The 23,743-nt window shown below is 42.1% G+C and carries 14 protein-coding genes; 7 read left to right on the top strand and 7 right to left on the bottom strand.

The features are described from left to right. Nucleotides 1-10: 10 nt before the first annotated feature. Nucleotides 11-1,900 carry an ATP-dependent zinc metalloprotease FtsH gene (ftsH, locus tag RMZ43_RS34910; protein WP_322646947.1) on the bottom strand — a complete coding sequence of 630 codons (1,890 nt, stop codon included), beginning with the start codon at nt 1,898-1,900 and terminating at the stop codon, nt 11-13. Between the two features lie 331 nt (nt 1,901-2,231). On the opposite strand from ftsH, the gene RMZ43_RS34905 reads away from it, so the two are divergent. Beyond that, nucleotides 2,232-2,777: an NADPH-dependent FMN reductase gene (locus RMZ43_RS34905; RefSeq protein ID WP_322656031.1), complete on the top strand. Its 546-nt coding sequence runs from the start codon at nt 2,232-2,234 to the stop codon at nt 2,775-2,777. Between the two features lie 102 nt (nt 2,778-2,879). On the opposite strand, the gene RMZ43_RS34900 is transcribed toward RMZ43_RS34905, so the two are convergent. The 5 genes from RMZ43_RS34900 to RMZ43_RS34880 form a co-directional block, all read right to left on the bottom strand. After that, on the bottom strand, nt 2,880-5,057 hold the full coding sequence (locus RMZ43_RS34900; RefSeq protein WP_322656032.1) for a lipoxygenase family protein: 2,178 nt from the start codon (nt 5,055-5,057) through the stop codon (nt 2,880-2,882). A 353-nt stretch (nt 5,058-5,410) separates the two neighbouring features. After that, nucleotides 5,411-10,369, bottom strand: coding sequence for an eIF2A-related protein (locus RMZ43_RS34895; RefSeq protein ID WP_322656033.1), 4,959 nt, complete (start codon nt 10,367-10,369; stop codon nt 5,411-5,413). Nucleotides 10,370-10,534: 165 nt separating this feature from the next. Next, nucleotides 10,535-12,214, bottom strand: a complete 1,680-nt coding sequence (locus RMZ43_RS34890; RefSeq protein WP_322656034.1) for a hypothetical protein — start codon at nt 12,212-12,214, stop codon at nt 10,535-10,537. A 199-nt stretch (nt 12,215-12,413) separates the two neighbouring features. Continuing rightward, on the bottom strand, nt 12,414-13,814 hold the full coding sequence (locus RMZ43_RS34885) for a hypothetical protein (protein ID WP_322656035.1): 1,401 nt from the start codon (nt 13,812-13,814) through the stop codon (nt 12,414-12,416). A gap of 892 nt (nt 13,815-14,706) precedes the next feature. Then, nucleotides 14,707-15,828 carry a ferrochelatase gene (locus RMZ43_RS34880; protein WP_322656036.1) on the bottom strand — a complete coding sequence of 374 codons (1,122 nt, stop codon included), beginning with the start codon at nt 15,826-15,828 and terminating at the stop codon, nt 14,707-14,709. A gap of 589 nt (nt 15,829-16,417) precedes the next feature. On the opposite strand from RMZ43_RS34880, the gene RMZ43_RS34875 reads away from it, so the two are divergent. The 5 genes from RMZ43_RS34875 to RMZ43_RS34855 all read left to right on the top strand — a co-directional run bounded on the left by RMZ43_RS34875 (nt 16,418) and on the right by RMZ43_RS34855 (nt 21,251). Continuing rightward, the gene (locus RMZ43_RS34875; RefSeq protein WP_322656037.1) at nt 16,418-17,011 is read left to right on the top strand and encodes a hypothetical protein; all 594 of its coding nucleotides are present in this window, start codon (nt 16,418-16,420) and stop codon (nt 17,009-17,011) included. Between the two features lie 41 nt (nt 17,012-17,052). After that, nucleotides 17,053-17,172 carry a histidine kinase gene (locus RMZ43_RS34870; protein WP_322646938.1) on the top strand — a complete coding sequence of 40 codons (120 nt, stop codon included), beginning with the start codon at nt 17,053-17,055 and terminating at the stop codon, nt 17,170-17,172. Next, entirely contained in the window at nt 17,173-18,435 is a 1,263-nt protein-coding gene (locus RMZ43_RS34865) for an MFS transporter (RefSeq protein ID WP_322656038.1), read from the top strand. A gap of 133 nt (nt 18,436-18,568) precedes the next feature. Beyond that, nucleotides 18,569-20,482 (top strand): biosynthetic-type acetolactate synthase large subunit, encoded by a 1,914-nt coding sequence (gene ilvB, locus RMZ43_RS34860; protein WP_322646936.1) that lies wholly within the window; start codon nt 18,569-18,571, stop codon nt 20,480-20,482. 292 nt (nt 20,483-20,774) lie between these two features. Beyond that, on the top strand, nt 20,775-21,251 hold the full coding sequence (locus tag RMZ43_RS34855; protein WP_322646935.1) for a tellurite resistance TerB family protein: 477 nt from the start codon (nt 20,775-20,777) through the stop codon (nt 21,249-21,251). A 157-nt stretch (nt 21,252-21,408) separates the two neighbouring features. Here the strand turns inward: RMZ43_RS34855 and RMZ43_RS34850 are convergent, their stop codons facing one another. Continuing rightward, nucleotides 21,409-22,008 (bottom strand): hypothetical protein, encoded by a 600-nt coding sequence (locus tag RMZ43_RS34850; protein ID WP_322647133.1) that lies wholly within the window; start codon nt 22,006-22,008, stop codon nt 21,409-21,411. A gap of 234 nt (nt 22,009-22,242) precedes the next feature. Here RMZ43_RS34850 and dacB point away from each other — a divergent pair, with 234 nt between their 5' ends. Beyond that, nucleotides 22,243-23,712, top strand: a complete 1,470-nt coding sequence (gene dacB, locus RMZ43_RS34845) for a D-alanyl-D-alanine carboxypeptidase/D-alanyl-D-alanine endopeptidase (protein ID WP_428850968.1) — start codon at nt 22,243-22,245, stop codon at nt 23,710-23,712. Nucleotides 23,713-23,743: the final 31 nt, after the last annotated feature.

The raw sequence follows: 23,743 nt of genomic DNA, 5'->3' as shown, positions 1-23,743 counted from the left end.
GAACTATTCCCTAATGAGGTACAGCTACTTGTGCATCGGCTACCTGGGTATTGTCAGCAACAATTTTGCGGAATAAATCGCCTTCAATTGTTTCCTGTTCTATTAACAAATCTACTAAACGCTCCAAAACTATGCGATTTTCTTGCAACAGTTCTATTGCTCTAATGTATGATTTGTTAACAATTTCACGCACCTGTGAATCAATTTTGGCGGCAATTTCCTCAGAATATTCTGATTTATTCATCCAGTCACGCCCCAAAAATACCTCTCCACTCTGATTTTCTAGTGACAATGGGCCTAATTCTGACATCCCGAAGCGTGTCACCATCTGCCGTGCCATTCCTGTAACTTGTTGTAGGTCATTACCTGCACCTGTGGTCACTTCTGGCTTACCAAAAACAATTTCCTCGGCGGCGCGACCACCCAAAGTGGCAGTAATCCTGGCTTTAAGTTGGGAACGCGAAATTAATCCCTGTTCTTCGTTGGGAGTAAACCAAGTTAATCCCAGTGCTTGTCCTCGTGGGATGAGTGTAACTTTTTGTACAGGGTCATGCCCTTCGAGGAATGTGCCAACTAAAGCATGTCCAACTTCATGATAGGCAATCAAGCGCTTGCTCTTGCTGTCTACTAAGGCGGTACCTTCCATACCTGCAACGACTCTATCGACAGCAGCATCAATTTCTAAAAGGGTAACAGCTTCTTTGCGCCTCCTAGCAGTGAGAATGGCAGCTTCGTTGAGTAAGTTGGCTAAGTCTGCGCCAGTAAAACCAGGAGTGCGACGAGCGATCGCTTCTAATGATACGCTAGGATCAATTTTCTTATTCCGTGCGTGGACTTTCAAAATTTCCAGTCGCCCTTTGAGATCCGGTGCATCCACCATTACTTGTCTGTCAAAGCGTCCTGGTCTGAGCAGCGCTGCATCTAGAACATCTGGGCGGTTAGTGGCAGCAATAATAATTATTCCTGTGTTACCTTCAAAACCATCCATTTCGGTGAGCAGTTGATTGAGGGTTTGTTCGCGCTCGTCATTACCGCCACCGATACCAGCACCCCGTTGTCTACCTACTGCGTCAATTTCATCGATAAATATTAGGCAAGGGGCATTCTCTTTAGCTTTTTTGAAGAGGTCGCGCACGCGAGATGCACCTACACCAACAAACATTTCTACGAATTCTGAACCAGAAATACTGAAGAATGGTACACCTGCTTCACCTGCGATCGCTTTTGCTAGTAAAGTTTTACCAGTACCCGGAGGCCCAATTAACAACACTCCTTTGGGAATACGTGCGCCTACAGCAGTAAATCTTTCCGGCTGTTTTAGGAAAGTAACAACTTCTTCGAGGTCTTCTTTAGCTTCTTCAACCCCGGCTACATCTTCAAATTTTACTCCAGTTTTTGCTTCCATTTGGAAGCGAGCTTTGGATTTACCGAAATTCATCGCTTGGCTAGAAGCATTCGTAGAGCGACGCAGGAACAATAGCATTAGAGCTACTAGTGGCAAAATCCACATGAGATTGATCAACAGTCCAACAGCAGCTCGACTATTAGCTGAAGAAACTTCACCAAAATCAACATTCTTATCTTTAAGGATGTTAATCAGCTCTGTATTTTGTGCCAGAAGTCTCACCTGTTGCGGTGGTGTATCAGCCTTTTGCCCTTTGAGATAAACCTTTGCTAGCTGTTCTGTTTCGTCAAGCTCTACTTTTTGGATTTCTCCCGCCTTTGCTTTCTTGATCAAGTCACCATAATTTAAAGAGGTGCTTTCTGCCTTTTGTGCCAAGACGGGAGTACTCCCTAAAATTCCTGGTAACATAATCAAACTAGCTGCAATCGCACCAACCCAAGCACCACGCTTTGGCGACTGTCTTTTTATCAATGGTTTTTTTCCCAAATTTGTCATAATAATTACCCTTTGTCTGCTGGCACAAGTTGAGCTATGGTTTTATGCCTATTCTTCTACCAAAAATTGTAATAACTGGAAATTACACTTTTCTTATCTAGTCTAACTTCCAGACTAGGTATTGGGGATTTGGGATTGGGGATTGGGTATTAGGTATTAGGTATTAGACATATAGGATTAAAATAATTCCTTCCTAGTTGCCAGTCCCTAGCCCCCAATAGATATCAATTTGACACATTCCGGCACAAATCGCTAAGATAAACATAGTCATAACGATTCCGCTTTTTAAAAGTCTGGTAATAGTAGCTAGTTAATAGTTTGTGGGTTAATTATGGTGAAAATTATTGGGATTGCTGGTAGTTTAAGACCCAACTCATATACCCAGCTTGCTTTACAAATAGCAGTGCAAAGGGTTGAAGCGGCGGGTGCAGAGGTAGAAATTCTCGATTTACGGCAGTTACAGCTACCGTTTTGCACTGGTGCAAAGGAGTATCCAGATTACCCAGATGTTCTGCGGTTGCAAGATACAGTCAGCCGCGCCGATGGGTTAATTTTAGCGACACCTGAATATCATGGTGGGGTTAGTGGTGTCCTGAAAAATGCTCTAGATTTGATGAGCTTTGAGCAACTGTCTGATAAGGTGACAGGATTAATTAGTGTTTTGGGTGGTCAGTCTAATAGTAATGCTTTAAATGACCTACGGCTAATTGTCCGATGGGTGCATGGTTGGGTGATTCCAGAGCAAATTGCGATCGGACAAGCTTGGGGTGCATTCAGTCCTGAAAGCAAGCTAATAGATGAAAAGCTTTCCCAAAGATTTGATCAATTTGCTCAGAGTTTAGTTGATAACACTCGCAAGCTGCGGGGTGTTGATTAGTTCTAGAGTACGTAAGTTCGTAGTAAGGACTTTAGTCCTTATTTTGATTTTCTAATCACTAAAGTGCTTACTACAAACCCTTAGAACGAGCTTGACATACTACTAGATATTGATACTTTGTGGAATTTGGGAAGGTAACAAGAACTTGTAAGGCATTATCCTTTTACGATTCTTTTGATTAATTTCTTGCTCAATTCCTTTGAGTTCATTTTGGAAAGTAAGCAGAGCCGAACTCAATTGTGGCTTGGATTTAAAGTATGAGTTGGAGTATTGTCCTAACTGGGTATAGTAAACCGAGCCAAGCAAATAAGTTACCTTAAGTTGGGTTTTGGCTTGCTCTATAGGAGGTAGAATACTCATCAAATCGCCTGGTTCATCGGGATTTGTGGGCGCTGGGGAGTAACTAGCTAGAGGAAAAGCAGGCGTATAGGTCATGAGTTCGCCTTGCGGAAAATTAACCGCAGCGTGTTGGGCGCTAGCAGTAAAAATGATCGTGCAAACAGCGTCAATTAGATAATCTAGCGTCTTAATTGTGCCATTCGCATCTTCACCAAAATTCTGGAGGCGACCTCCTTGTTCGGAAATTAATTCCTTTGCCCAATTTTGTAAAGCTTGGTCTGCTAGTAGCTGTGGCTCACTAGTATAGTAACTGCTTAAATAGGCACGCACCCATTTTTGAATAGCATTCCAAATCAGCAGTCCGTCATCTCGATAAGGATATTCAGGTAGTTGAGAAGTATTATCAACACCACGACTTGATAAAATGTTGGGAAACATGGCGTTGTTGAAATGATGCAGATAGTCTTGGGCACCTTCAACAGTTAGCTGGCGATCGCTCTCAATTGTACCAGCTAAAATCGCATCTACTTCACGACCATTGGCAACCAAGATTTTATGAGCGCCGTAATTGATTAATATAGTTCCCTCAAAGTGAGGTTCCAGCAAGATTCTTAAATGGTGGTTTGCTGGTAATCGCCGCTTAGTAGCAATTACAAAAGGTTCGATAAATAAGTGAGTGCGACCAAGATGACTGATTAGTTCATGGTAATTGCTATCTGCCATTTGTACAATGCTTTTAGCGATCGCCCAGTTTTCCTTACCATTTAGAGGGGTGAATACTGGATGTTCCGGCTGACACTGAATAGCCAATGGTACTAAAGACCGAGATGGGCTGCCTGATGGTGGTACTGCAAATAATGCTAAAGGCGAATAGAGATACTTTTGTTGTTTAGGAAAATTCCCATTTTCCATGTTTTTTAACTTAGAATAATCAGCTTTATAAAGCCGACCTTCTCTCTTAGCAGCTTCCAGGGTATCCGATGTACCAACTATTTGTTGATATTGTTCGTCAGTAATTTGTAAAGGATCTTCCTGTTCTGACACCTTTTGAAGCATCAATGGATTTGGCCCAGCAACCTGCATATAAGCAAAAACCAAATCCTCTTGAAACCTAGAGCTAATTTCTGGAAGAGAGATTTTTCTAAATAATTTATTATAATCTTCAAAACTTGGCTTATTTGCAGATGTTCCTATAGAAAACTCTACTTCTATGGACGAGGGTTCAGTGTTTTCTAATTCCAACAATTTTGCATCAGAATTAATAATTTTCTTGAAAGCAGAACTTAACAAGTCTGTGATTGAATCTTCTGCATTAGATGACGCAGAAAAATCTATGTCTCCTAAATTTCCATGAAAATAATGCGATTCAAATTCCTCATCAACAGCCATAATCTGTCTATCAAAATCAGAAATTTCTTCAATTGCGAATGAAACCTCAATAGACGGACTAGCAGCAACAATTTCGTCGGTAATTTCTTGAGTAATTGATGCCAGATCAAATGCAATCTTTTCTAACTCTTGATTACTTTCAGCATCTTGAATTTTTTGCTCGATATCTTCTAAAACTTGGACTTTAGTATTGAGGGACAAGTTATCGCTTTGGTCATCATCATCCAGTCCGAAAGAGACACTGCGATCAAAGAAACTTGAAAAGCTACTGACAGTATCATTTACCAAAATTAGCGTTATTTTTTGAGCTACTGAAAGTACCCATTTTAAATTAGGTAACTCTTGAGCTGGGAGTTCTACTTTAATGACTGGCAATGGCAGAGCGCCTGTCATAGCTAGAGGTGGAATATAATTATAATTATATTCATATTGCATATATTGCAACGATGCTTTACTAAATTTTACTAATTTATACAAAAGCACCAAAAGACTTTGTATATCTGACTTAGTTAGTCCTGATGAAGAAGATATGACATGAGATGTGAGGGACATATTGACTCCTATCTTTTGGTAAATATTTAATTGAAATACCAAGAAAAGCTGTCTGAAAAACAGTTTTACTAGTTAAAAAATAAAGATAAAAAGCACCTTTTTCTTAACTCGCTCAACCATAACATAAGATATTAAAACATGGCAAATTATAAAAAACAAAAAATAATTAAAGCGCAATTTTGTTTTTATTTATCTAGGTTTTTAAAGTAAATGCTATTTAAGCTTTTGTATATGCTTTAAATTAATTATTAAAAAATATTTTTAAAATTTAGATTTGATATCTGTAGAGACTACTTTTAGCAGTTCTATTTGATTTGCTATTCATCGAGAAATTCATTTAGGATTGCTATGGGCTATGGGCTATGTGCTATGCCTACGCACACATCCCGATTACTTTTTGGTATTTCTTGGTTATTGTTGAGATAGTAGCTTGCCCAATCACAGGCATTAACCATGAGCGAATCTAACTGCCAATCCCACAGGATGATGGTATTGTCGTGACCGGCTGCGGCCAGGGCTTTGCCGTCTGGACTAAAGACCAGAGTTTTGCCCAAGGGTTGGTAAGTGTTGCTTTTACCATCACGGTAAAAGACCTCGTTTTCGCCTTCAGGCTTATCATAGAGAGTGTATAATAGTTTGCCCGTTAAGTCCCAGACGTTGACAGCATAGTTATTACTAGCAGAAATCAGGGTTTTGCTATCGGGGCTAAACACTACACTATTGACATCAGCCTGATGGTAAAGGGTTTGGGATTCGTTACTTTTTAAATTCCAGAGTTTGACGATTTTTTCTTCACTAGCAAGAGCCAAGGTTTTACCATCTGGACTAAAAACCACGCTTTTGACCGCAGGCTGGTCTTTGAAGCTACGTAGTTCCTTACCCGTTAAATCCCAGAATTTGACGGTTTTGTCTTCACTAGCAGAAACCAGGGTTTTACCATCTGGACTAAAAACCACGCTTTTAACCGCAGCCTCATGTTTGAAGCTACTTAGTTTCTTACTTGTTAAATCCCAAAATTTGATCCCATCTTGATTAGCACAGACTAGAATTTTGCCGTTAGGGCTAAAGACCACGCTATTGACCTTAGCCTCTTCGTGAATAATTTGGAGTTCTTGGCCTGTTAAATCCCAGAATTTGAGTGTTTTGTCAGTACCAACAGAAGCTAAAATTTTGCTGTCGGGGCTGAAGACTATGCTTTCAACCTCAGCCTGATGGTAAAGGGTTGGTAGTTTTTGACTTTCTAAATTCCAGAGTTTGAGTATTTTGTCAGTACCAATAGAAGCTAAAATTTTGCCATCGGGGCTGAAGACTACGCTTTCAACTTCAGCCTGATGGTGGAGACTTAGTAGTTCCTTACCTTCTAAATTCCAAAGTTTGATGATACCATCTTGAGCAGCAGAAGCCAAAGTTTTGCCGTCGGGGCTGAAGACTACGCTTTCAACTTCAGCCTGATGGTAGAGGGTTGGTAGTTTCTTACCTATTAAATCCCAAAGTTTGACAATACCATTGTCGCTAGCAGAAGCCAGGGTTTTGCCGTCGGGGGTAAAGACTAATTCAGTGACCAAATTCTGGTTGTAGAAAGTGAATAATTCCTGACCTTTTAAATCCCAAAGTTTGATTGTACCGTCACGACTACCAGAGGCTACGGTTTTGCTGTCGGGGCTGAAGATCACACTTTCGACCTGACCTTGATGGCTAAGAGTGGGTGGTTCTTTAGCTTTTAAATCCCAGAGTTTAACCGTACCATGACGATTAGTATAAGCCAGAGTTTTGCTGTCGGGGCTGAAAACTATATTGACAATATCCTTATCCTGATTTTGGAGGGTGAATAGTTGCTTGGTTTTTAAATTCCAGAGTTTGAATGTACTATCACGATCAGCAATGGATGCCAAAGTTTTACCATCAGGGCTAAAGACTAAGCTTTCAATCTTAGATTTATGGTCAAAGGATAATAATGGCTTACCTGTTAGATCCCAAAGTTTGACTTTACCCTCATTACTACCAGAGGCAAAAGTTTTGCCGTCAGGGCTGAACACTATGATATTGATTAACTCACCCTGATCTTCAAGAGAGAGTAATTGCTTACCTGTTAAATTCCAAAGTTTGACCTTACCCTCACTATTAGTAGAAGCTAAGGTTTTGCCGTCAGGGCTAAAGACCAAACTGCCCTGATTTTCTTTAAAAGTGGCTAGTTCTTTGCCTGTTAAATCCCAAAGTTTGACCTTACCCTCACTACTAGTAGAAGCTAAGGTTTTGCCATCAGGACTAAAGACCAGACTATTGACCTCATCATGTTTGAAGGTATGTAGTTTTTTGCCTGTTAAATCCCAGATTTTAATGATACCGTCATAGCTAAAAGAAGCTAAGGTTTTACCATCGGGACTGAAGGAGATGAAGTTATCACCAATATCTAAGCGATTGTACTCTCTGACTCTATAAACTGCTTTTTGTAATGCTCCTAAAACCTGGGTCTGTGTGACTTGATATTCTTTCAGGATTTTTCCTGCTCTCATCCCTTCAAAAAGTGCATCAAAATGTTCATGAGATGCAAATAGCGATAAGGAATATTGTCCTAGCGCCTCAGCTTTAGTTATTTGTGCCTGTCGCTTTTGAGACAAAGCTGTTAATCCTAAACCAGCAGTCACAATTAAGGCTACAACTGCTCCTCCAGCTACTGCCCAAGCTATCCTAATCTCACGACGGCGACGTGCTTCTTTCTCTTGTTGTTGACGTTGGCGTAATTCCACGCAAGCATTAACATAATCAGCCTCTAACTGGTTCAGAAAGCTGGTTTGTTTCGCTAATACCTGAGCATCTTCTAATCTTCCTCCCCGATGCGCCAAATAGTTCTCGTCTTTTTGCTGCTTTTCCCACTCCAAAGCTGCTTGACGAATAGTTTCGCGTAGTTGTAAGTTAATCCGGTTATCATCTAACCACTTAAGCAATCGGGGCCAATAGCGGATTAAGGCTTCATGAGCTACTTCCACCTCTTCCCGATTTGTAGATGCGTCTACACTCGTAACCACTAATCGCGCCCCTTCGCCAGCCAACCGCCGTACTAACTGCTTAGTATTCGCTAAGTCACTACCCGCAGGTACTAGTTCATCTAACCAAACTCGCCGTCTTGTATCCCGGCGTTTCTCTCCCTGGAGGGCGCTTTCATCCAAGCGGGTTAAACGAATGAAAATATTCTTAACTTGGTCTTGTTCTGAGGGTGACAAACTATTGTAAACATCATCGGCAGTTTGAGCGATCGCCATATTCACACCACCGATCGCTTCATACTCCACACAGCGCAACCATCTACCATGTCGCCGCTTCCACATCTCCAACAATGCATGTTGCAACAGTGGCATGGCTCCTGGCTCACCTTGCACATCATCGAGAATCGAGTTGCTTAATCCTGGTTCAAAGCGTAACCCGACTTGGGCAGCTTGCATTTCCATTGCTTTCCGCAATTCTGCCGCATCCATTGGGCCAATTAGTTTTTGTCTAGCTTCCATCAAATCTTTCAGGTTGCGGTAGGTTGCACACTCGCCCCAAAAGTCCGCCCGCATGGTAATCACAACTTTTTGATGGGGAATCAGACTAAGCAATTTTTCGATGAAAGTCACCTTTATAGTTTCATCAGTGCAAAGGGTAAACAGTTCCTCAAATTGGTCGATAACTAATATTGAAGATTGGCCTTGCACCGCAGAGAGAGTAGTTTGTAGTTGTTCAATCGGGTTACTGCTTGGTGTCATGTATGCTGTAACTACACCAGGTTGCAACTGTTCTAGCATCGGGATCAATCCGGCTAAAACTACCGATGACTTACCACTACCAGAAGCGCCTAACACAGCTAAAAAGTTGTGTTCAGTTAGCTTTTGTTGCAGTTGAGTAATCAGTTGTTCTCGCCCAAAGAAAAACTCGCGGTTTTCCACGCGGAAAGGATACAAGCCCCGGAAGGGACAACGAGAATCATAGATGGGTGGTTGCTGACCCAATGCCAAAGCATGAAAGTTGAGGTCAAGTATTTCCTCACAGAAGTTATTAATCTCTTCTAAAGCCTCTTCTCGCTCTTGGAGAGCTGATTTGCTCAAAGCTGTAACATCCGCCCCTAGTGTGTTTCCTAGCTGCTGTGCTAGTTCTGTAAACCTTTTTTCTAGGATAGGCGATCGCTCTGGTAGGAGTTTGGAAAGTTGCTCCAGACCATATTGAATTTCAGCATTGGTTAATTCTCTGTCAAGCTGATCGCTGAATAAGGGTCGTCCCCCTAAACGGCTAAACAGTGCTGGTACAGTAACGTCACCACGTTCTGCAAGAGCTGCCGTAGCTTCATGTAATGCTGAGTCCACCTCCCCCGACTCCCTAAGTTGAGAGTAAAATTTCTCTGCTAATACTTGAGCCGTCTTAATAGTAACCTTCTCAGTCATTGCCACCACCGCAGGCATACCCAAATCCCGCACCAAGCGCTGTCCTAATCCGCCTAATCCGGATTCTGCGTTTGGGCTAGCGCTCTCACAAGTACAGAGAAAAGTAAAATGAGGTAGCCCTCTAGCTCCCCGTAACGGGCGCACTCGTTCCAGTAACCTAGTCGCTGTCACCACCTCGACTGTATTATCAGCTTTTGACCAGTAGAGAAGAGTTTCGCCATCATCAAGCACCCTACCGTGACTGACAAAGTGCAACATTGTATACTGCTTTGTCCGGTCAGTTAGTTGAGTACAAAGTTCGTCTAGGGTAGGTAAACCAATAGCACCATCAACTGTTGCTAGCACATCAGTGGGAATATCTCCCAAGGCTGACCGGACATTTTTCACCGTAGCTTCAATATCAAAAGTGTCTAATTTATACTTTTGAGAATCCGAAGGACTCGCTACTAGTACCAACGCCCGCAAGTCTCGTCGCCCAATGGCGGGAAAGAGTCGGTCAGTAATGGCGGGAATGTAGAAGCAAAAAGGCACTCGTTGGTTGATGGCTAACATCTGCCAATTGCCATCAATAGGAGCGCATAACCTTTCCCAGCGTAAGGTTCTGAGTTCTTTGTCTGGGGCTTCAATAAATAGCAATACCCGCAGTGTTTCTTTATTTTGACTCAGCGCCCTGATAAATCCATCCCGCACTTCGTCTCGTAACAGTGCTTTGCCCAATAATGTCCCGTAATCTTGTACTTGTCCCAGAAGACTGGTTAAATGCTGGAAATCTTCAGCAGTTAGGCAGAGATTACCTTCCGATCGCAACGGTAGGAGAACATCCGGTTGGCTGTGTTCTACTACAATCGGCCAGTTATCTCCTGATTTACGTTGGATGGTAATCTCGAAGGTGTTCATTGGTTTTAATTAGGGAGTGGGGAATGGGGAGCAGGGGGCAGGGAGCAAGGGGGCAGGGGAGAAGAATTTTCCTCTCTGCGCCCTGCACTTTGCCCCTTTGCCTCTTCATTCTCCTCTGCTCCCCGCACCCTGCCCCTCTGCCTCTTTTTAATGCTCAATTCCCAATTATTTCAATTTCTTCAAAGTGTCAACTAGATTCATTACAGCTGAGAGTGCCGCTTGAAGTTTTTCCGTGCGGTCAACTGAAGCTTGCTCAACTGTGTTGACAAACTTTTCTAGGGCTTGGGTTAAGTTTGCCTGGGCTTGCCCAATTGCTGATGTATCAGACGCTTGGGGTGTTGCAGGGGCGACGGGTAAATTTATTGATGAGATAACAGAGCGATCGCTTGTCTGATTGTCACCTACAACTAACTTAACTGCGGGGTCGCCAATAATGGCGTAACTACGAGCATCATTATTTGCCGTCCACATACCAGATATATTCATCGGATCGGCGATCGCACCATATTTAATTTCTTCTAATTCTGTACTCAAATCAGAAGAAAGTTCAGCGTAGCGCTCGTTGAAATACTCAACAGCTGACCCCACAGGATGACCATCTAGCAATCGCTTTAAGGTACTTTGAAAAACTGCCAATTGCTTACCAGTTTTTTCCCATACGAAAGAGCAACCCCAAGCTCGTTCCACATGACCGATGACAGCCAAAGCACCGCCGTTGGGGTGGCTTAAGAGTCTGCGGGGTAAAGGTGCAATGAAGGCATTAGGAGCGATCGCTGGTCTTTCATTAGAACCTTTTCTATGGGCAAACTCATCAAATTTAGGTGTCCCAGCCCCATAACAAGCAAAGTGAAAGGCAATTAGTCCTAGTAACTTAGCATCATCACCAACATCGTCCGCAGAGAAGTAAAATTCTTCGGGAATTGGTTTATTCCACTCTTTGCCGGGCCAGTCCTGACAGAGTAAAGCGCCCTGATGGCGTAGTTGTCGCTCATTCCCATTCGGAAAGCCCATACCATGACTAGCGGTGAACAGCAAAGCGGGTGTTTCTTCACCTCCTAAGAGTTTCCCTAAGCGTGCTTTGGTGGCTTCTTCTGCGAGTAAAGTTTGTACTGTCCAACTATTGTCTTTCTGCTCATCAAGCATCCAATCAGCTAGGGGTCGAATCAAGTTATCAGCACTAAGTTCAGTGGCTGCATCACCCTTGGTACGTACCCCAAAAAAGCTAGCCCGACGAGGCAGTTTTAAATTAGTAGTTTCAGCCTGTACGACACTGCGAGCATATTGAGCATATTCTTGGGGGGTATCAAAGTAAATCCGACCCACCGCATATTGCACATCGAGTTGGTACTGAAAACGATAAGGAATGGTTTCTGGATCGCCAACAATCAACAGATAATAAGGCATTTTATCTGGGTCAGCAGGGCCAGGGCCAACTCCATGACGCGACAAAAATTGATTTTTTGATTCCCCTGGACGATAACCTTTAGGGCCAGTGTATTCCTTATAATAGTTTTCGTGATTTTTCGACGCTTGTTTTTGCCGATGTTCTAACAGTTCCTTCAGCGCTTCTTTGATTGCTGGGTCGGCATTAAAAGCGAAGATAACTCCCCAACCTGTTTGTGCGAGGTCTTTAGGATCTACTCCTTCTATCGGGGCAAAGTCGGGTTCTAAACCTTTAACATGCAGATCCTTTTTCTTGAGTTCGTTGATTTCTGTAGGATCAAATTCTTCGCCCTGAGCAATTTTAGAAAGCTGCTCTGGTGTCAATGGAGGCAATAAATAAGTTCCTGATGCACCGTCAATTCCATTGAAATATAGCTCTTTTGTCAGCTGTTCTATGCTCATTTTACCTAATCCTTGTCTTTGGAATTTACCGAACAAAGCAAAAGTAAAAAGTAAAAGAAATAAATGGTTGCGAACCGCCTAAATTTATTGATGGATAAAAAAGGCGTAGGCGTAGCCTGTCGTAGGCATCACTTAAAATTCCCTAATTTTAATTACGGAAATTCTCTTTTTACTTTTTACCTTTTAAAACACTGTTGCATTAACTAGCAATTGCTGCCGACCATAGAGCATGAGCTACTTCAGCTTTATCAATAGCATTGTGAGCGCCCATGAAAAGGTCTAAGAGGCTAGGAGGAACAACGATATATTTACTACTTTCCAAGTTGTAAATTTTTCCTGGTTCAAAGTTATAAGATTCTTGCAGGGGTAGCATACCTTTTTCATCATTAATAACTTCTAAACCATCACCCTGAATTCCATAACAACCAATGCCACCGACACCGGGATATGTCTTCTCACTATTAACATCAAAGTCTATATCTTGCCCTCCAAATATTCCTAGTGTTCCCGCCATAGGATAAGCATTTTTGACAGCTTTATCATACTGAGATTGAGTAGTAACAATCGGCCCTGTAACTTTGCGATCGCTAATAATGGAGCGGAAGTAACCAGGAATATTTTTTCTATGAGGGACATTTGAGCAGAAAGACCAGAGTGATAAAGCGCCTTGTATTAAGACAAGAGAATTAACTGGACGGGTTAATTTGTTATGTTGTGTACCTGCTACGGTAGCTGAAACAAAAATACATCCAAAACTGTGCCCCATCAAATGAAATCGCACACTCTCATTTGTCACCTGTTGAAGGCTGTTTAACAAATTGAAGCCGCTAGTTTGACCGATTTTTCGAGCGCGGTCTTTCATCTTCCAGAAGGATAACAATCTTGGAATGTTTAAGAATGCATCTCCGGCTGATTTCACGCTATCCCCAATTCCGAAGCTGACATCTTCGTTTTCTTCTGTCAGGGTAGCTTCATATACACTATCAGGATCTAAATTTAATGATTCGTTTTCGCTCCATGTATCTGCATCTTCTGCTTCGCTACTCAAAGATGCTTCTTTAATCAAAACCTCATAAGCTGCACGCACCTCTGATGGTAATGTGTCAGGTGCAACGTTATATTCTCCAGCCGCAGCGAAAATTGTTCTGAGTGCTTCTCTAGTAGTTTCAGTATCAGCTATCCGTTGAGCATACTGTTCAACTAACTCTTCCTGAGAATCATCTGTTGTGTCAAAAGACACAATTGTTTTGTCTGGTGACACTGCACTTAGGTCTTCATCTCCCCAAGGCTTACTAGGCCAATGTAAACCAATCAACAGGGGGTTAAATCCTGGTCGCACCTGTTTCATTTTTTCAATATCAGCCTGGTTTTTAGCCATAGCTGCAATCCATCTATCATACTGGTCTTTTGCCGCCGGAATGTCACCTTGCCATCCGTGACTCATCAAAAAGACATCTGTTATTGGTTTCTCAGACTTGGATAAGATTTCTAATACCTTTTGGCTAATTAGCTCTCCATTGTTTGCGCGTTCTTTACCATTAGCATCAAAAGCGATTAGATAGTACTTCAAAGAAGTTCCGATTTTGTCTTCAATTAGCATCCGTAAATCCTTATGACTCAGGGTTTGATTTCTATATATGGTGCTAAGTTCGGAGAAAAACAGTGTATTGATTCCACAAGAATTCTGGCTGTTCGATAACAGCACGCCAACTTTTTTGCCTAAAAGTACACTTAAGCAAATACTTCACCAATAAATTCTTTTGGATACACTGTGAAGCAGCGAACTTCTGGCGCGTTTCTCACTCTCTTTATTTTTGTGTAGATTTACACCTGTATTTTGAGATTGGCAGATGACTAGTAGTTCATGTCATTGCTTTAAGAGAGTTGGGGGCATCTTTACAGAGAACTGGTGTATGATAATTAACGCCTAAAGCAACTAAAAATTGTTTCTGCTTTAGAGCAGTTAAGAGGTTGAGTTAGTGGATAAGCCTGTCAATTTCTTGCTGGTTCATCATTAAGACCTTGTGGATGCTCATTTAGCTTCCTGGCTTGCGATCGCTTAACACGTAGTTAAGTCGATATCATTAGGTACACGATAACTTTACCAATTCTAAATATCCTGAGTAATAATACTGGCTTTACTCGGAATTTTACTTAAGATTGATTAAAAAAAAATAATTTTATCTGCATACTGAGGCTTACAGTGAAATTTAAGCGTAAGTAAGGATCAAGAAAACTTTTGTTTACTGAAACATACGGAGTATTGCCTGACCACTCGCTTCTGTACGAGACACTGCGTCAAACGGGAAAGTCAAAAGTCAAAAAGAGCGATCGCGTCCTAAAGAGGGTGGACAAAAAATAAAGGATGCGTGTAATAACAAGCACCCCAGTAACGGATTATCTACAAAAAAAATCCCACGCCTTCAAGGGTGGGAGTGTCAACATAATTCGTAGTTGTAATCAGTACTTGCTCTGTCCCTCTTAATTACGAATTAATGATGGTGGTGATGATGGTGATGGTGATCGCCAGCTAGTTGTGGATTAACTGCCAAAGTTTGCTCTGACAACAACTCTGCAATATGAGTATCAGCCCATTGAGCCACCATTGCCAAAAATTCTGGGCGATCGTTAACGCAAGCCATTTGCACGTAGTTCGTACCAGGATGCTGTTTTTCCAAAGCATGGATGATATGGTGTACATCCAATAAAGTTTCGTGGTTTTCTGTGGCGAAGCCAATTGGCATAAAAATTACCACTTTTGCACCCAGTTGAATCAGGTTATTTGCCGCTTGCTCTGCATTTGGCTGTGTCCAATCAATTAAGGGCGTGTCATGGTTGAGCCAACCCACTGAGATTAAAGGATAACGATTAATCAATTTATCTCTAACCAAATCGTACATTGCTTCACTTTCAGCAATCCCAGAAGTAAAGCCTTTAGCTTTGTGAGGACAGCCGTGATTCATTAACACAATACCGATTTGAGAAGGTAGATAAGCTGCGCCTAACTCAGCAATTTTCTCCTCAACCAGATGAGCCATCAAATCGATGTAAGCTGGTTCGTTAAAGAAAGAAGGAATGTAGCGCTGTGCTTTAACCCAGTGTTCTTCACCATCAGCCAACTCAACGAGAGCGTTGTTAACTTGCTCGATCGCAATCCCACTGGTAAAGATAGAATCAACAACTAGCAGTGGGTAAATCAGTAGCTTCTCGAAGCCTTGGTTTTTGATTTCTGCTAAAACTTGATTGGGTAGAAAAGGGGCGCAGAAGTTGAAAGCCTTGAAAACTTGAACCTTATCACCCCATTTTTCTTGTAAATTCTTCTCAATCCCAGCCCGTTGCTGTTCAAAGATGGCATTGTGTGGGGAGATAAAATCGTGGTGTGTGTGTCCCCACTCATGGCGGTCAAATAGTGCCAAAAGCTTTGCCAGAGGAGGATAAATCCAGGTTGGCACTGGTGCGAACTTTGCTGTCAGTAGATTTAAAGCCTGTTCGTTATAGTTGGCGAAATCTTCGTAGCTTTCGACTTCGCCGTAGCCCATAAGCAGTACGGCTACACGGTCTTTACCTGATAGATGCTCGTGGGTGTGTTGTACTTTTTCCGGCGTGGCAACCACAATGAGTTCCTCAATATAACCAAAGTGCAGAGAAATTTGGAGTTAGAGAATAGTTTACACATTTTCCCTACTAGTAACTTATTATCCCATCCAGGGGGATAGGAAAGCTAGGAAAATCACAATAATACATCAAAAGACATACAAAATTTACGTGGGGCATTGGCTATGGAAAATTGAACCAATGTCCTATCTGTTGTGTCGCTAGATACTAAAAGCGATCAGCAAGAGTAAAAGGGGCAGTTCTTGCTGGGAGCAGAGGGGAAAACCAGTACGCAGCTTGGATGCCCTGTAGCTAAATGCGTCTATCCAGATTTAAGTCTTCAACAATTCCCAACATCAAGTTGAGAGTTTCAACTTGTGAATAAAATTAAAAGGGTAATTAGATAGTAAATAACCATTGGATTGGTGAGATTAATTTAATATTATCTATAGTCAAAGTTAATAGTGTTTTAAAATAGTATTATTTCGGAAAAATATATAAAACGGCTATAATTTACTCAGTAAAAACAAGGTAATATATATAAAACATTTGATTTTTGAGAAAGCTCTGTACATCGGAAGAGTCAAAAAATCAAAGTTAGTGTTAAAGATGAATATAATTATTTGCCCTGGAATCCATGAACCAGAGTTAACTGAAAGCTTTAGACTAGTATTGTTAGATGTAGTTCGTGATAGCGCGATCGCACACAATCCCCCAAATATACTGGTTTATCCGGGTAAAGATTTTTTAGTTTTATCAGCCTTGCATATTTTGCAGTTTTTGCACGTTAGCCTAGCTCACCGCAAGTATCCCTTGATCAACTCCTTAAAATCACCAATTATATTTATTAGCTTTAGTGCTGGCGTAGTCGGAGCAATAGGGGCAGCGCATTTGTGGCAACTCTCAGGTGGTCATGTCAAAGCGTTTATTGCTATAGATGGATGGGGAGTACCACTACAAGGTAATTTTCCTATTCATCGGATGAGTCATGATTATTTTACGCATTGGAGTTCTTGTTTGCTAGGTTGTGGGCAAAATAACTTTTATGCAGAGCCAGCAGTCGATCATTTGTGCATCTGGCGATCGCCCCAAATTGTCCAAGGCTGCTGGGTAGATTTATCAATTGAAATTTCTCCACCCAAAGGTCGTCTGACAGCAACTGAATTTTTGCTTATGCTGTTAAAGCGCTATGAAGCAGATTAATCCGGACAATGGAGTAAGTAAACAGGAGTTAGGAGTGAGGAGTGAGGAGTGAGGGAGATGAGGGAGCAAGGGAAGAAGAATTAATAACCAATGCCCAATGCCCCATGCCCAATGCCCCACGTCCAATGCTCAATGCCCATCTACCTAAAGAAAGTATCTAAATGTTTCCAACTGAACCAGCTGCTGTCAATAACGGGTTTAGCGCACTGCTAAAAAATCGTAGTTTTATGCTCCTGTGGATTGGACAACTGATGTCCCAGTTAGCAGATAAGGTCTTCTTCGTTTTGCTGATTGCTCTGCTGGAGAACTACCCTCCGCTTCCTGGGTTGGCACAAAACTCGATGTACTCAACATTGATGCTGTCGTTTACAATACCAGCAATTTTGTTCGGCTCTGCTGGTGGTATCTTTGTTGACCGCTTGCCAAAAAAGCTGATTATGGTTGGCTCAGACATTGTGCGGGGAATATTGACGCTGTGTCTTCCTTTATTGCCACGACATTTCCTGATTTTGTTAATCCTAACTTTTGCCATTTCCACAGTTACGCAGTTTTTTGCACCAGCTGAACAAGCAGCCATTCCCTTATTGGTGAAGCGAGAAAATTTGTTGGCAGCCAATGCCTTGTTTAGCAGCACAATGATGGGAGCTTTAATTGTTGGCTTTGCAATAGGAGAGCCAATTTTGAGTTTGGCGAAAAGCTTGATGGGAGAAGAATATGGTCAAGAGCTTGTAGTTGGTGGATTATACATATTATCAGCTGCGATTATGCAGCCGATTAAGTTTAAAGAACCCAAACTCTCAAAGGAACACCAGGCATCAAATCACCCTTGGACTGAATTCACCGAAAGCCTGCGCTATCTCAAGAAAAACCCTTTGATATTGAATGCCATGCTGCAACTAACAACTTTATATTGTGTGTTTGCAGCCTTAACAGTGCTAACGATTCGATTAGCCGAGGAGTTTGGTTTGAAGGAAAAACAGTTTGGCTTTTTCTTGGCAGCAGCAGGCGTAGGTATGGTATTTGGTGCGGCAATTTTAGGCCACTGGGGTGATAAATTGCATCGTAAACCTCTACCTTTACTTGGATTTTTGATGATGGCACTAGTTTTAGGGGTGTTTACTTTTACACACAATTTATTACTGGCGCTAGGACTCTGTGCATTTTTGGGCATAGGTGCTTCCCTAATTGGCGTACCCATGCAAACTTTAATTCAACAGCAAACACCATGTAACATGCACGGTAAAGTATTTGGTTTTCAAAATCATGCTGTTAACATCGCTCTGGCATTACCCCTGGCGATTACTGGGCCATTAACTGATGCTCTGGGCTTGCGAATTGTACTTATAGCAATGAGTATTGTTGTCGTAATTGTCGGTGTTTGGGCTTGGCAAAATACCCGCAAAGTCTTGCAAAACGTAATTTAATTAATGTAGGCTAATAGTCTAGGTTTATATTTAATATAAAAATTAATAAGATTTTCATTGAAGTTTTCAATTAAAATGAAATCTTAAATACAGAATCCAGTATTAACTTTAGCTTATAGTCTGAGGTTTGACCGTGCGTTCACAAAGTGTCTCAGCAGGAGAATCGCTTTCCCAAATCAGTCTCCCACAAATCGAGAATCACAAACAGTCTCGTGCTTCTAGCCCCCCAGTCGTGCCCAAACGTGCATCTGGCGGTTTTGCTCTACTTGACAGCCTTCATCGCCACGGCGTTGATTTCATCTTTGGTTATCCTGGCGGGGCAATTCTACCAATTTACGACGACCTGTATAAGGTGGAAGCAACTGGTGCTATTAAGCATATTCTCGTGAGACACGAACAAGGCGCAGCCCACGCTGCCGATGGTTACGCTCGTGCAACGGGGAAGGTAGGAGTATGCTTTGGTACTTCTGGCCCAGGAGCAACTAACTTGGTAACAGGCATCGCCACCGCCTACATGGATTCAATCCCGATGATTGTAGTCACGGGACAGGTAGCACGTCCGTCGATTGGTACAGATGCGTTTCAGGAAACCGATATTTACGGAATTACACTACCAATCGTCAAGCACTCCTATGTAGTGCGCGATCCTAAAGATATGGCGCGAATTGTCGCCGAAGCCTTCCACATCGCTAGTAGTGGGCGTCCAGGGCCAGTTTTGATTGATGTCCCCAAAGATGTAGCTTTAGAAGAATTTGACTATGTGCCTGTAAAACCAGGTTCAGTAAAGTTACGCGGTTATCGTCCCACAGTGAAGGGAAATCCCCGGCAAATTAATGCCGCGATCCAGTTGATTACTGAAAGTCGCCGTCCTCTACTGTATGTGGGTGGTGGTGCGATCGCAGCTAGTGCCCATGAAGAAGTCAAACAACTAGCTGAATTATTCAACATCCCTGTCACCACAACCTTAATGGGGATCGGTGCATTTGACGAACATCACCCCCTCGCTTTGGGAATGTTGGGGATGCACGGCACTGCTTACGCTAACTTTGCCGTTAGTGATTGTGACTTGCTGATTTGTGTCGGCGCTAGATTTGACGATCGCGTTACAGGCAAGTTAGACGAATTCGCTTCCCGCGCCAAAGTAATTCACATCGACATCGATCCCGCAGAAGTCGGCAAAAACCGCATTCCTGAAGTGCCCATCGTTGGCGATGTGCGGAACGTGTTAGTAGACTTGTTGCGTCGCTGCAAAGAAACAGGTGTTAAGGCTACCCCTAATCAAAACCAAGAGTGGTTAAATTTAGTTAACCGTTGGCGCGATGAGTATCCTCTAATAGTGCCGCAGCATCCCGACAGCATTTCACCTCAAGAAGTGATTGTAGAAGTCAATAGCCAAGCACCGCAAGCTTACTACACTACAGATGTGGGACAACATCAAATGTGGGCAGCACAATTCTTGAAGAATGGCCCAAGGCGCTGGATTTCTAGTGCTGGTTTGGGAACGATGGGTTTTGGCTTACCTGCGGCAATGGGCGCTAAAGTAGCGTTTCCTGATGAAGAAGTCATTTGTATTAGCGGTGATGCCAGCTTCCAAATGTGTTTGCAGGAACTTGGTACACTTGCACAGTATGGGATAAATGTCAAGACAATAATTATCAATAACGGCTGGCAAGGAATGGTGCGCCAGTGGCAGCAAGCCTTCTATGGTGAGCGTTACTCATGCTCCAACATGGAAGTAGGGATGCCAGACGTAGAGTTATTGGCAAAAGCTTATGGCATTAAAGGTATGGTAATTAGCGATCGCAGTCAATTAAAAGATGCGATCGCCGAAATGCTAGCACACAATGGCCCAGTAATCTTAAATGTCCACGTAACCAGAGACGAAAACTGCTATCCAATGGTAGCCCCTGGCAAGAGCAACGCTCAAATGGTTGGTTTGCAGAAGCAACCGCCTAAAGCAGCAGCAGAGCCAGTGTATTGTAGTCACTGCGATGCCAAAAATGCTCCTACTCACAACTTCTGCGCTGAGTGTGGGACGAAGCTGTAACGCTTTTTGATAATTCAGAGCGGTTTAACTAAATTTTGGGGCTTTAATTCCCCCGTAATTAACAAGCGGTAAGTTGTGTGGCAGAGTCTAAATCCACATTACAAAACTTAATTACGAATTATATTGATCGTTTTTATACGCAGAGAATATATTTCTCTGCGTATTTTTCATGAAAATAAATATTCATCCTAATGTACATTCCCGCATTATTTTGGGAATCCTAAATTTAGGAAGCTAGAGAAACCGCAAAATATGACTTCCTGAAATATCACGTAACTTTTAAAGGATAATTATGTCTAAACGCAAGTTGCCAAATGGCCGTAGTGTTAGTTCAGTTGCTCTAGAACCAGAAGTTGCGATCGCCATTCTTGGACTATTTTCAGCTGCGGCTGACGGTGAAGGTATTTCTTCAACAGAAGAATATGCTTTAAGTGAATTTCTTGGTCGGGTTGGCTTATTTGAAGATTATTCTGAAGAAGACTTTGAAGAATTGACCGAAAAAGTCGTCAGTTTGATTGAAGAAGAAGAACCAGAAGATTTAATCGCCCAGTCCATCGAATCCTTACCCAACAGAAATTATCGCGAAGCAGCATACATCACAGCTATTTTAGTGGTAGGGATTGACGAAGAAGTTCCCGAACACGAACAAGATTATATCTCTGAGCTTCAAGAAGCCTTAAATATTTCAGACGAACGCGCCCAAGAACTTATTGATGGAGTATTCGGAGAGGAAGAATACGAAGACGAAGATGAAGAGGAAGAGGAGTAATCCTTTTTCAATTACAGCCTCAACCATCTAGCATCTTTAATTTGGGGTTGCTAATTTAGAGTAAGAAATAATTTTAATTGAGTTGAGTTATTCAAATTCCTGACTTCATAAAGAAGTTGGGAATTTTGCACGTTATTAAAATTAATTCCATAGACCACTAATTAGAAATTGGTACATTTTTAAATGCGGCTGTATCTGGCACAAAAATGTCCAAATTGTTAACACCATCGGGAACTCTTAGCCAGATATAAGCATCTGCGGACGCTTGTGGACGGACTTGGAACAAAGAAACGCTTCCTGTTGAGCGATTGAGAGCAACTCCTTTGTAGGTTACGCTAGTCTCAGGATTGCGGGCTGTTGTACTAGCAACCGATATAATATCACCACCAACAACTCCGTCTGTGGCAAGGCGACGAATACGCATTTGCAGATTTACCACATCACGGTTTCCAGTTTCTGGATCTTTAATTCGCTTTGCTGAAAGTAACTCAACTTCTGCCTTTTTGCCAAAAGCAGGCTGCGAAAATTGACCAGGGCTAATTGTTGAAGTTGTAGCAGTAGCTGGGGATGATGAGGCCGTTACTTGTGGAGAAGTTGTAGCTGTAGGACTTAGAACTTGAGTAGGAATGGTGTTGCTGACTGTGTTACTAGCATTTATTGTCTGCTGCAACGTGAAAACTTCATAAGCTACATAGCCGCTACATCCCAAAGCCAAAGTAGAGAGTAATACAGCTACACCAGATAAAAATGTACTCACACCATTGCCTCGATTTCGTATTTCTGTATGTGCAGATTGACTTATGTTTCTATTTTGTAGTCCCATAAATTATGTTTGTGCGTAGGCGCAGCCCGTCGTAGACATCGCCCATCTATGAAACATGTGAACATCTTCCTTATACTAGTTAAGTAACTTTACTGAGCCAATCTTCCTCTCTCCGGAAAGAAGTTTTTGGGAAAGTAAAAATATCTCTCTTTAGGATAAGGAAAATTGGTGAAACTTAAGGCTTTCAATCAACCACTGGGTGTTTTGTTAATATTTTTGACTAGCCAGATAGGATTTAGTTTTATTGCGAAAGCACAAACCCAAGTCGCGCCAACAACTACTACAAAATCAATTTGCTCTAGCCAACTGGGAACAGCTATAGATGCTGTAATCAATCGTCCCTTATTTAGTCGGGTGCGCTGGGGAATTTTAGTGCAACCCCTGTCAACGGGGCCAATTCTTTACAGTCGGGATGCTCAAAAATACTTTACTCCCGCGTCTAACCTCAAATTGCTAACAACAGCAGCTGCATTGCAGCAATTGGGTGCTAATTTTCGGATTCGCACCTCTATTTATCAGAATGGCAATGGTGTTTTACGGGTTGTCGGTAGGGGAGATCCCAGTTTAAGTGATACTCAACTGCAAACATTAGCACAGCAGCTAAAACAGAAAGGTATTACTCAAATTCAACAATTGATAGCTGATGATAGTTATATTCAAGGTGATATTGTTAACTCCACCTGGCAATGGGAAGATGTGCAGTCAGACTATGGCGCACCAGTCAGCAGCTTTATTTTAAATCAAAATATTTTTAGCTTAAAACTTGTACCGCAGACTGTAGGTAAATCCTTACAAGTGGTGTGGATTGATCCTGGCGAGGCGAGACAGTGGCGGATAATTAATCAGTCAATAACCGTGGCCCAAAATCAACCAAGCTACGTCAATGTTACCCGTGAATTATCAGGAACAGTATTACGAATTCAAGGACAACTGACAACGAATTCTGAACCGTCTTTGATAGATTTGCCTGTAGTTGACCCTAATTATTACTTCTTACGGCGCTTCCGTACAGCTTTGGCAACAGAAAAAATTCCTTTAGGACAAATATCAGTAGCAAATGGTGGTGTCAATCAAGAGGAAATAGCATTTGTAGAGTCGCCACCTTTATCTGAATTATTAATGGAAACTCTTCAAAATAGTAATAATCTTTATGCTGAAGCACTGTTGAGAGCCTTAGCTGTAGAAAAACCCAAACTGAAAAATCAAACTAGTGCTGATGTCGGTTTGGAAGTTGTCAAAGCGAGTTTAACTAAATTGGGAGTTGATCCAGCAAATTATATTTTAGTGGATGGTTCAGGTTTATCACGGCGTAACTTAGTAACACCAGAAGCTTTTGTACAAACTTTGCGAGGAATCGCAAGAACACCAACAGCATATATATATCGCGCATCTTTACCTGTGGCTGCTAAAAGTGGAACCTTGAAGGGACGCTTTCAAAATACACCTGCTGAGGGGATTGTCCAAGCAAAAACAGGTACGTTAACGGGTGTAGTTTCTCTATCTGGATATATGAATGCCCCTAAATATGAGCCATTGATTTTTAGTATTCTTGTCAATCAATCGGAACAACCTGCAACAGTAGTGCGGCAGGCAATTGATGAAATTGTTGTATTGTTAACGCAGTTGCAGCGTTGTTAAGAAGAATTCAGGAGTCAGAATTCAGAATTTA

This window comes from Nostoc sp. CmiVER01 (assembly GCF_034531135.2).
Lineage (GTDB): Bacteria > Cyanobacteriota > Cyanobacteriia > Cyanobacteriales > Nostocaceae > Nostoc.
This window is presented reverse-complemented; position numbering and strand designations above follow the sequence as displayed.

Excerpts from the sequence above, each read along its gene's own strand:
- RMZ43_RS34895 (WP_322656033.1), bottom strand. The coding sequence starts at position 10,369 with ATGAACACCTTCGAGATTACCATCCAACGTAAATCAGGAGATAACTGG.
- RMZ43_RS34875 (WP_322656037.1), top strand. The coding sequence starts at position 16,418 with ATGAATATAATTATTTGCCCTGGAATCCATGAACCAGAGTTAACTGAA.
- RMZ43_RS34900 (WP_322656032.1), bottom strand. The coding sequence starts at position 5,057 with ATGTCCCTCACATCTCATGTCATATCTTCTTCATCAGGACTAACTAAG.
- RMZ43_RS34865 (WP_322656038.1), top strand. The coding sequence starts at position 17,173 with ATGTTTCCAACTGAACCAGCTGCTGTCAATAACGGGTTTAGCGCACTG.
- RMZ43_RS34855 (WP_322646935.1), top strand. The coding sequence starts at position 20,775 with ATGTCTAAACGCAAGTTGCCAAATGGCCGTAGTGTTAGTTCAGTTGCT.
- ftsH (WP_322646947.1), bottom strand. The coding sequence starts at position 1,900 with ATGACAAATTTGGGAAAAAAACCATTGATAAAAAGACAGTCGCCAAAG.
- RMZ43_RS34905 (WP_322656031.1), top strand. The coding sequence starts at position 2,232 with ATGGTGAAAATTATTGGGATTGCTGGTAGTTTAAGACCCAACTCATAT.
- RMZ43_RS34885 (WP_322656035.1), bottom strand. The coding sequence starts at position 13,814 with ATGCTAATTGAAGACAAAATCGGAACTTCTTTGAAGTACTATCTAATC.
- RMZ43_RS34890 (WP_322656034.1), bottom strand. The coding sequence starts at position 12,214 with ATGAGCATAGAACAGCTGACAAAAGAGCTATATTTCAATGGAATTGAC.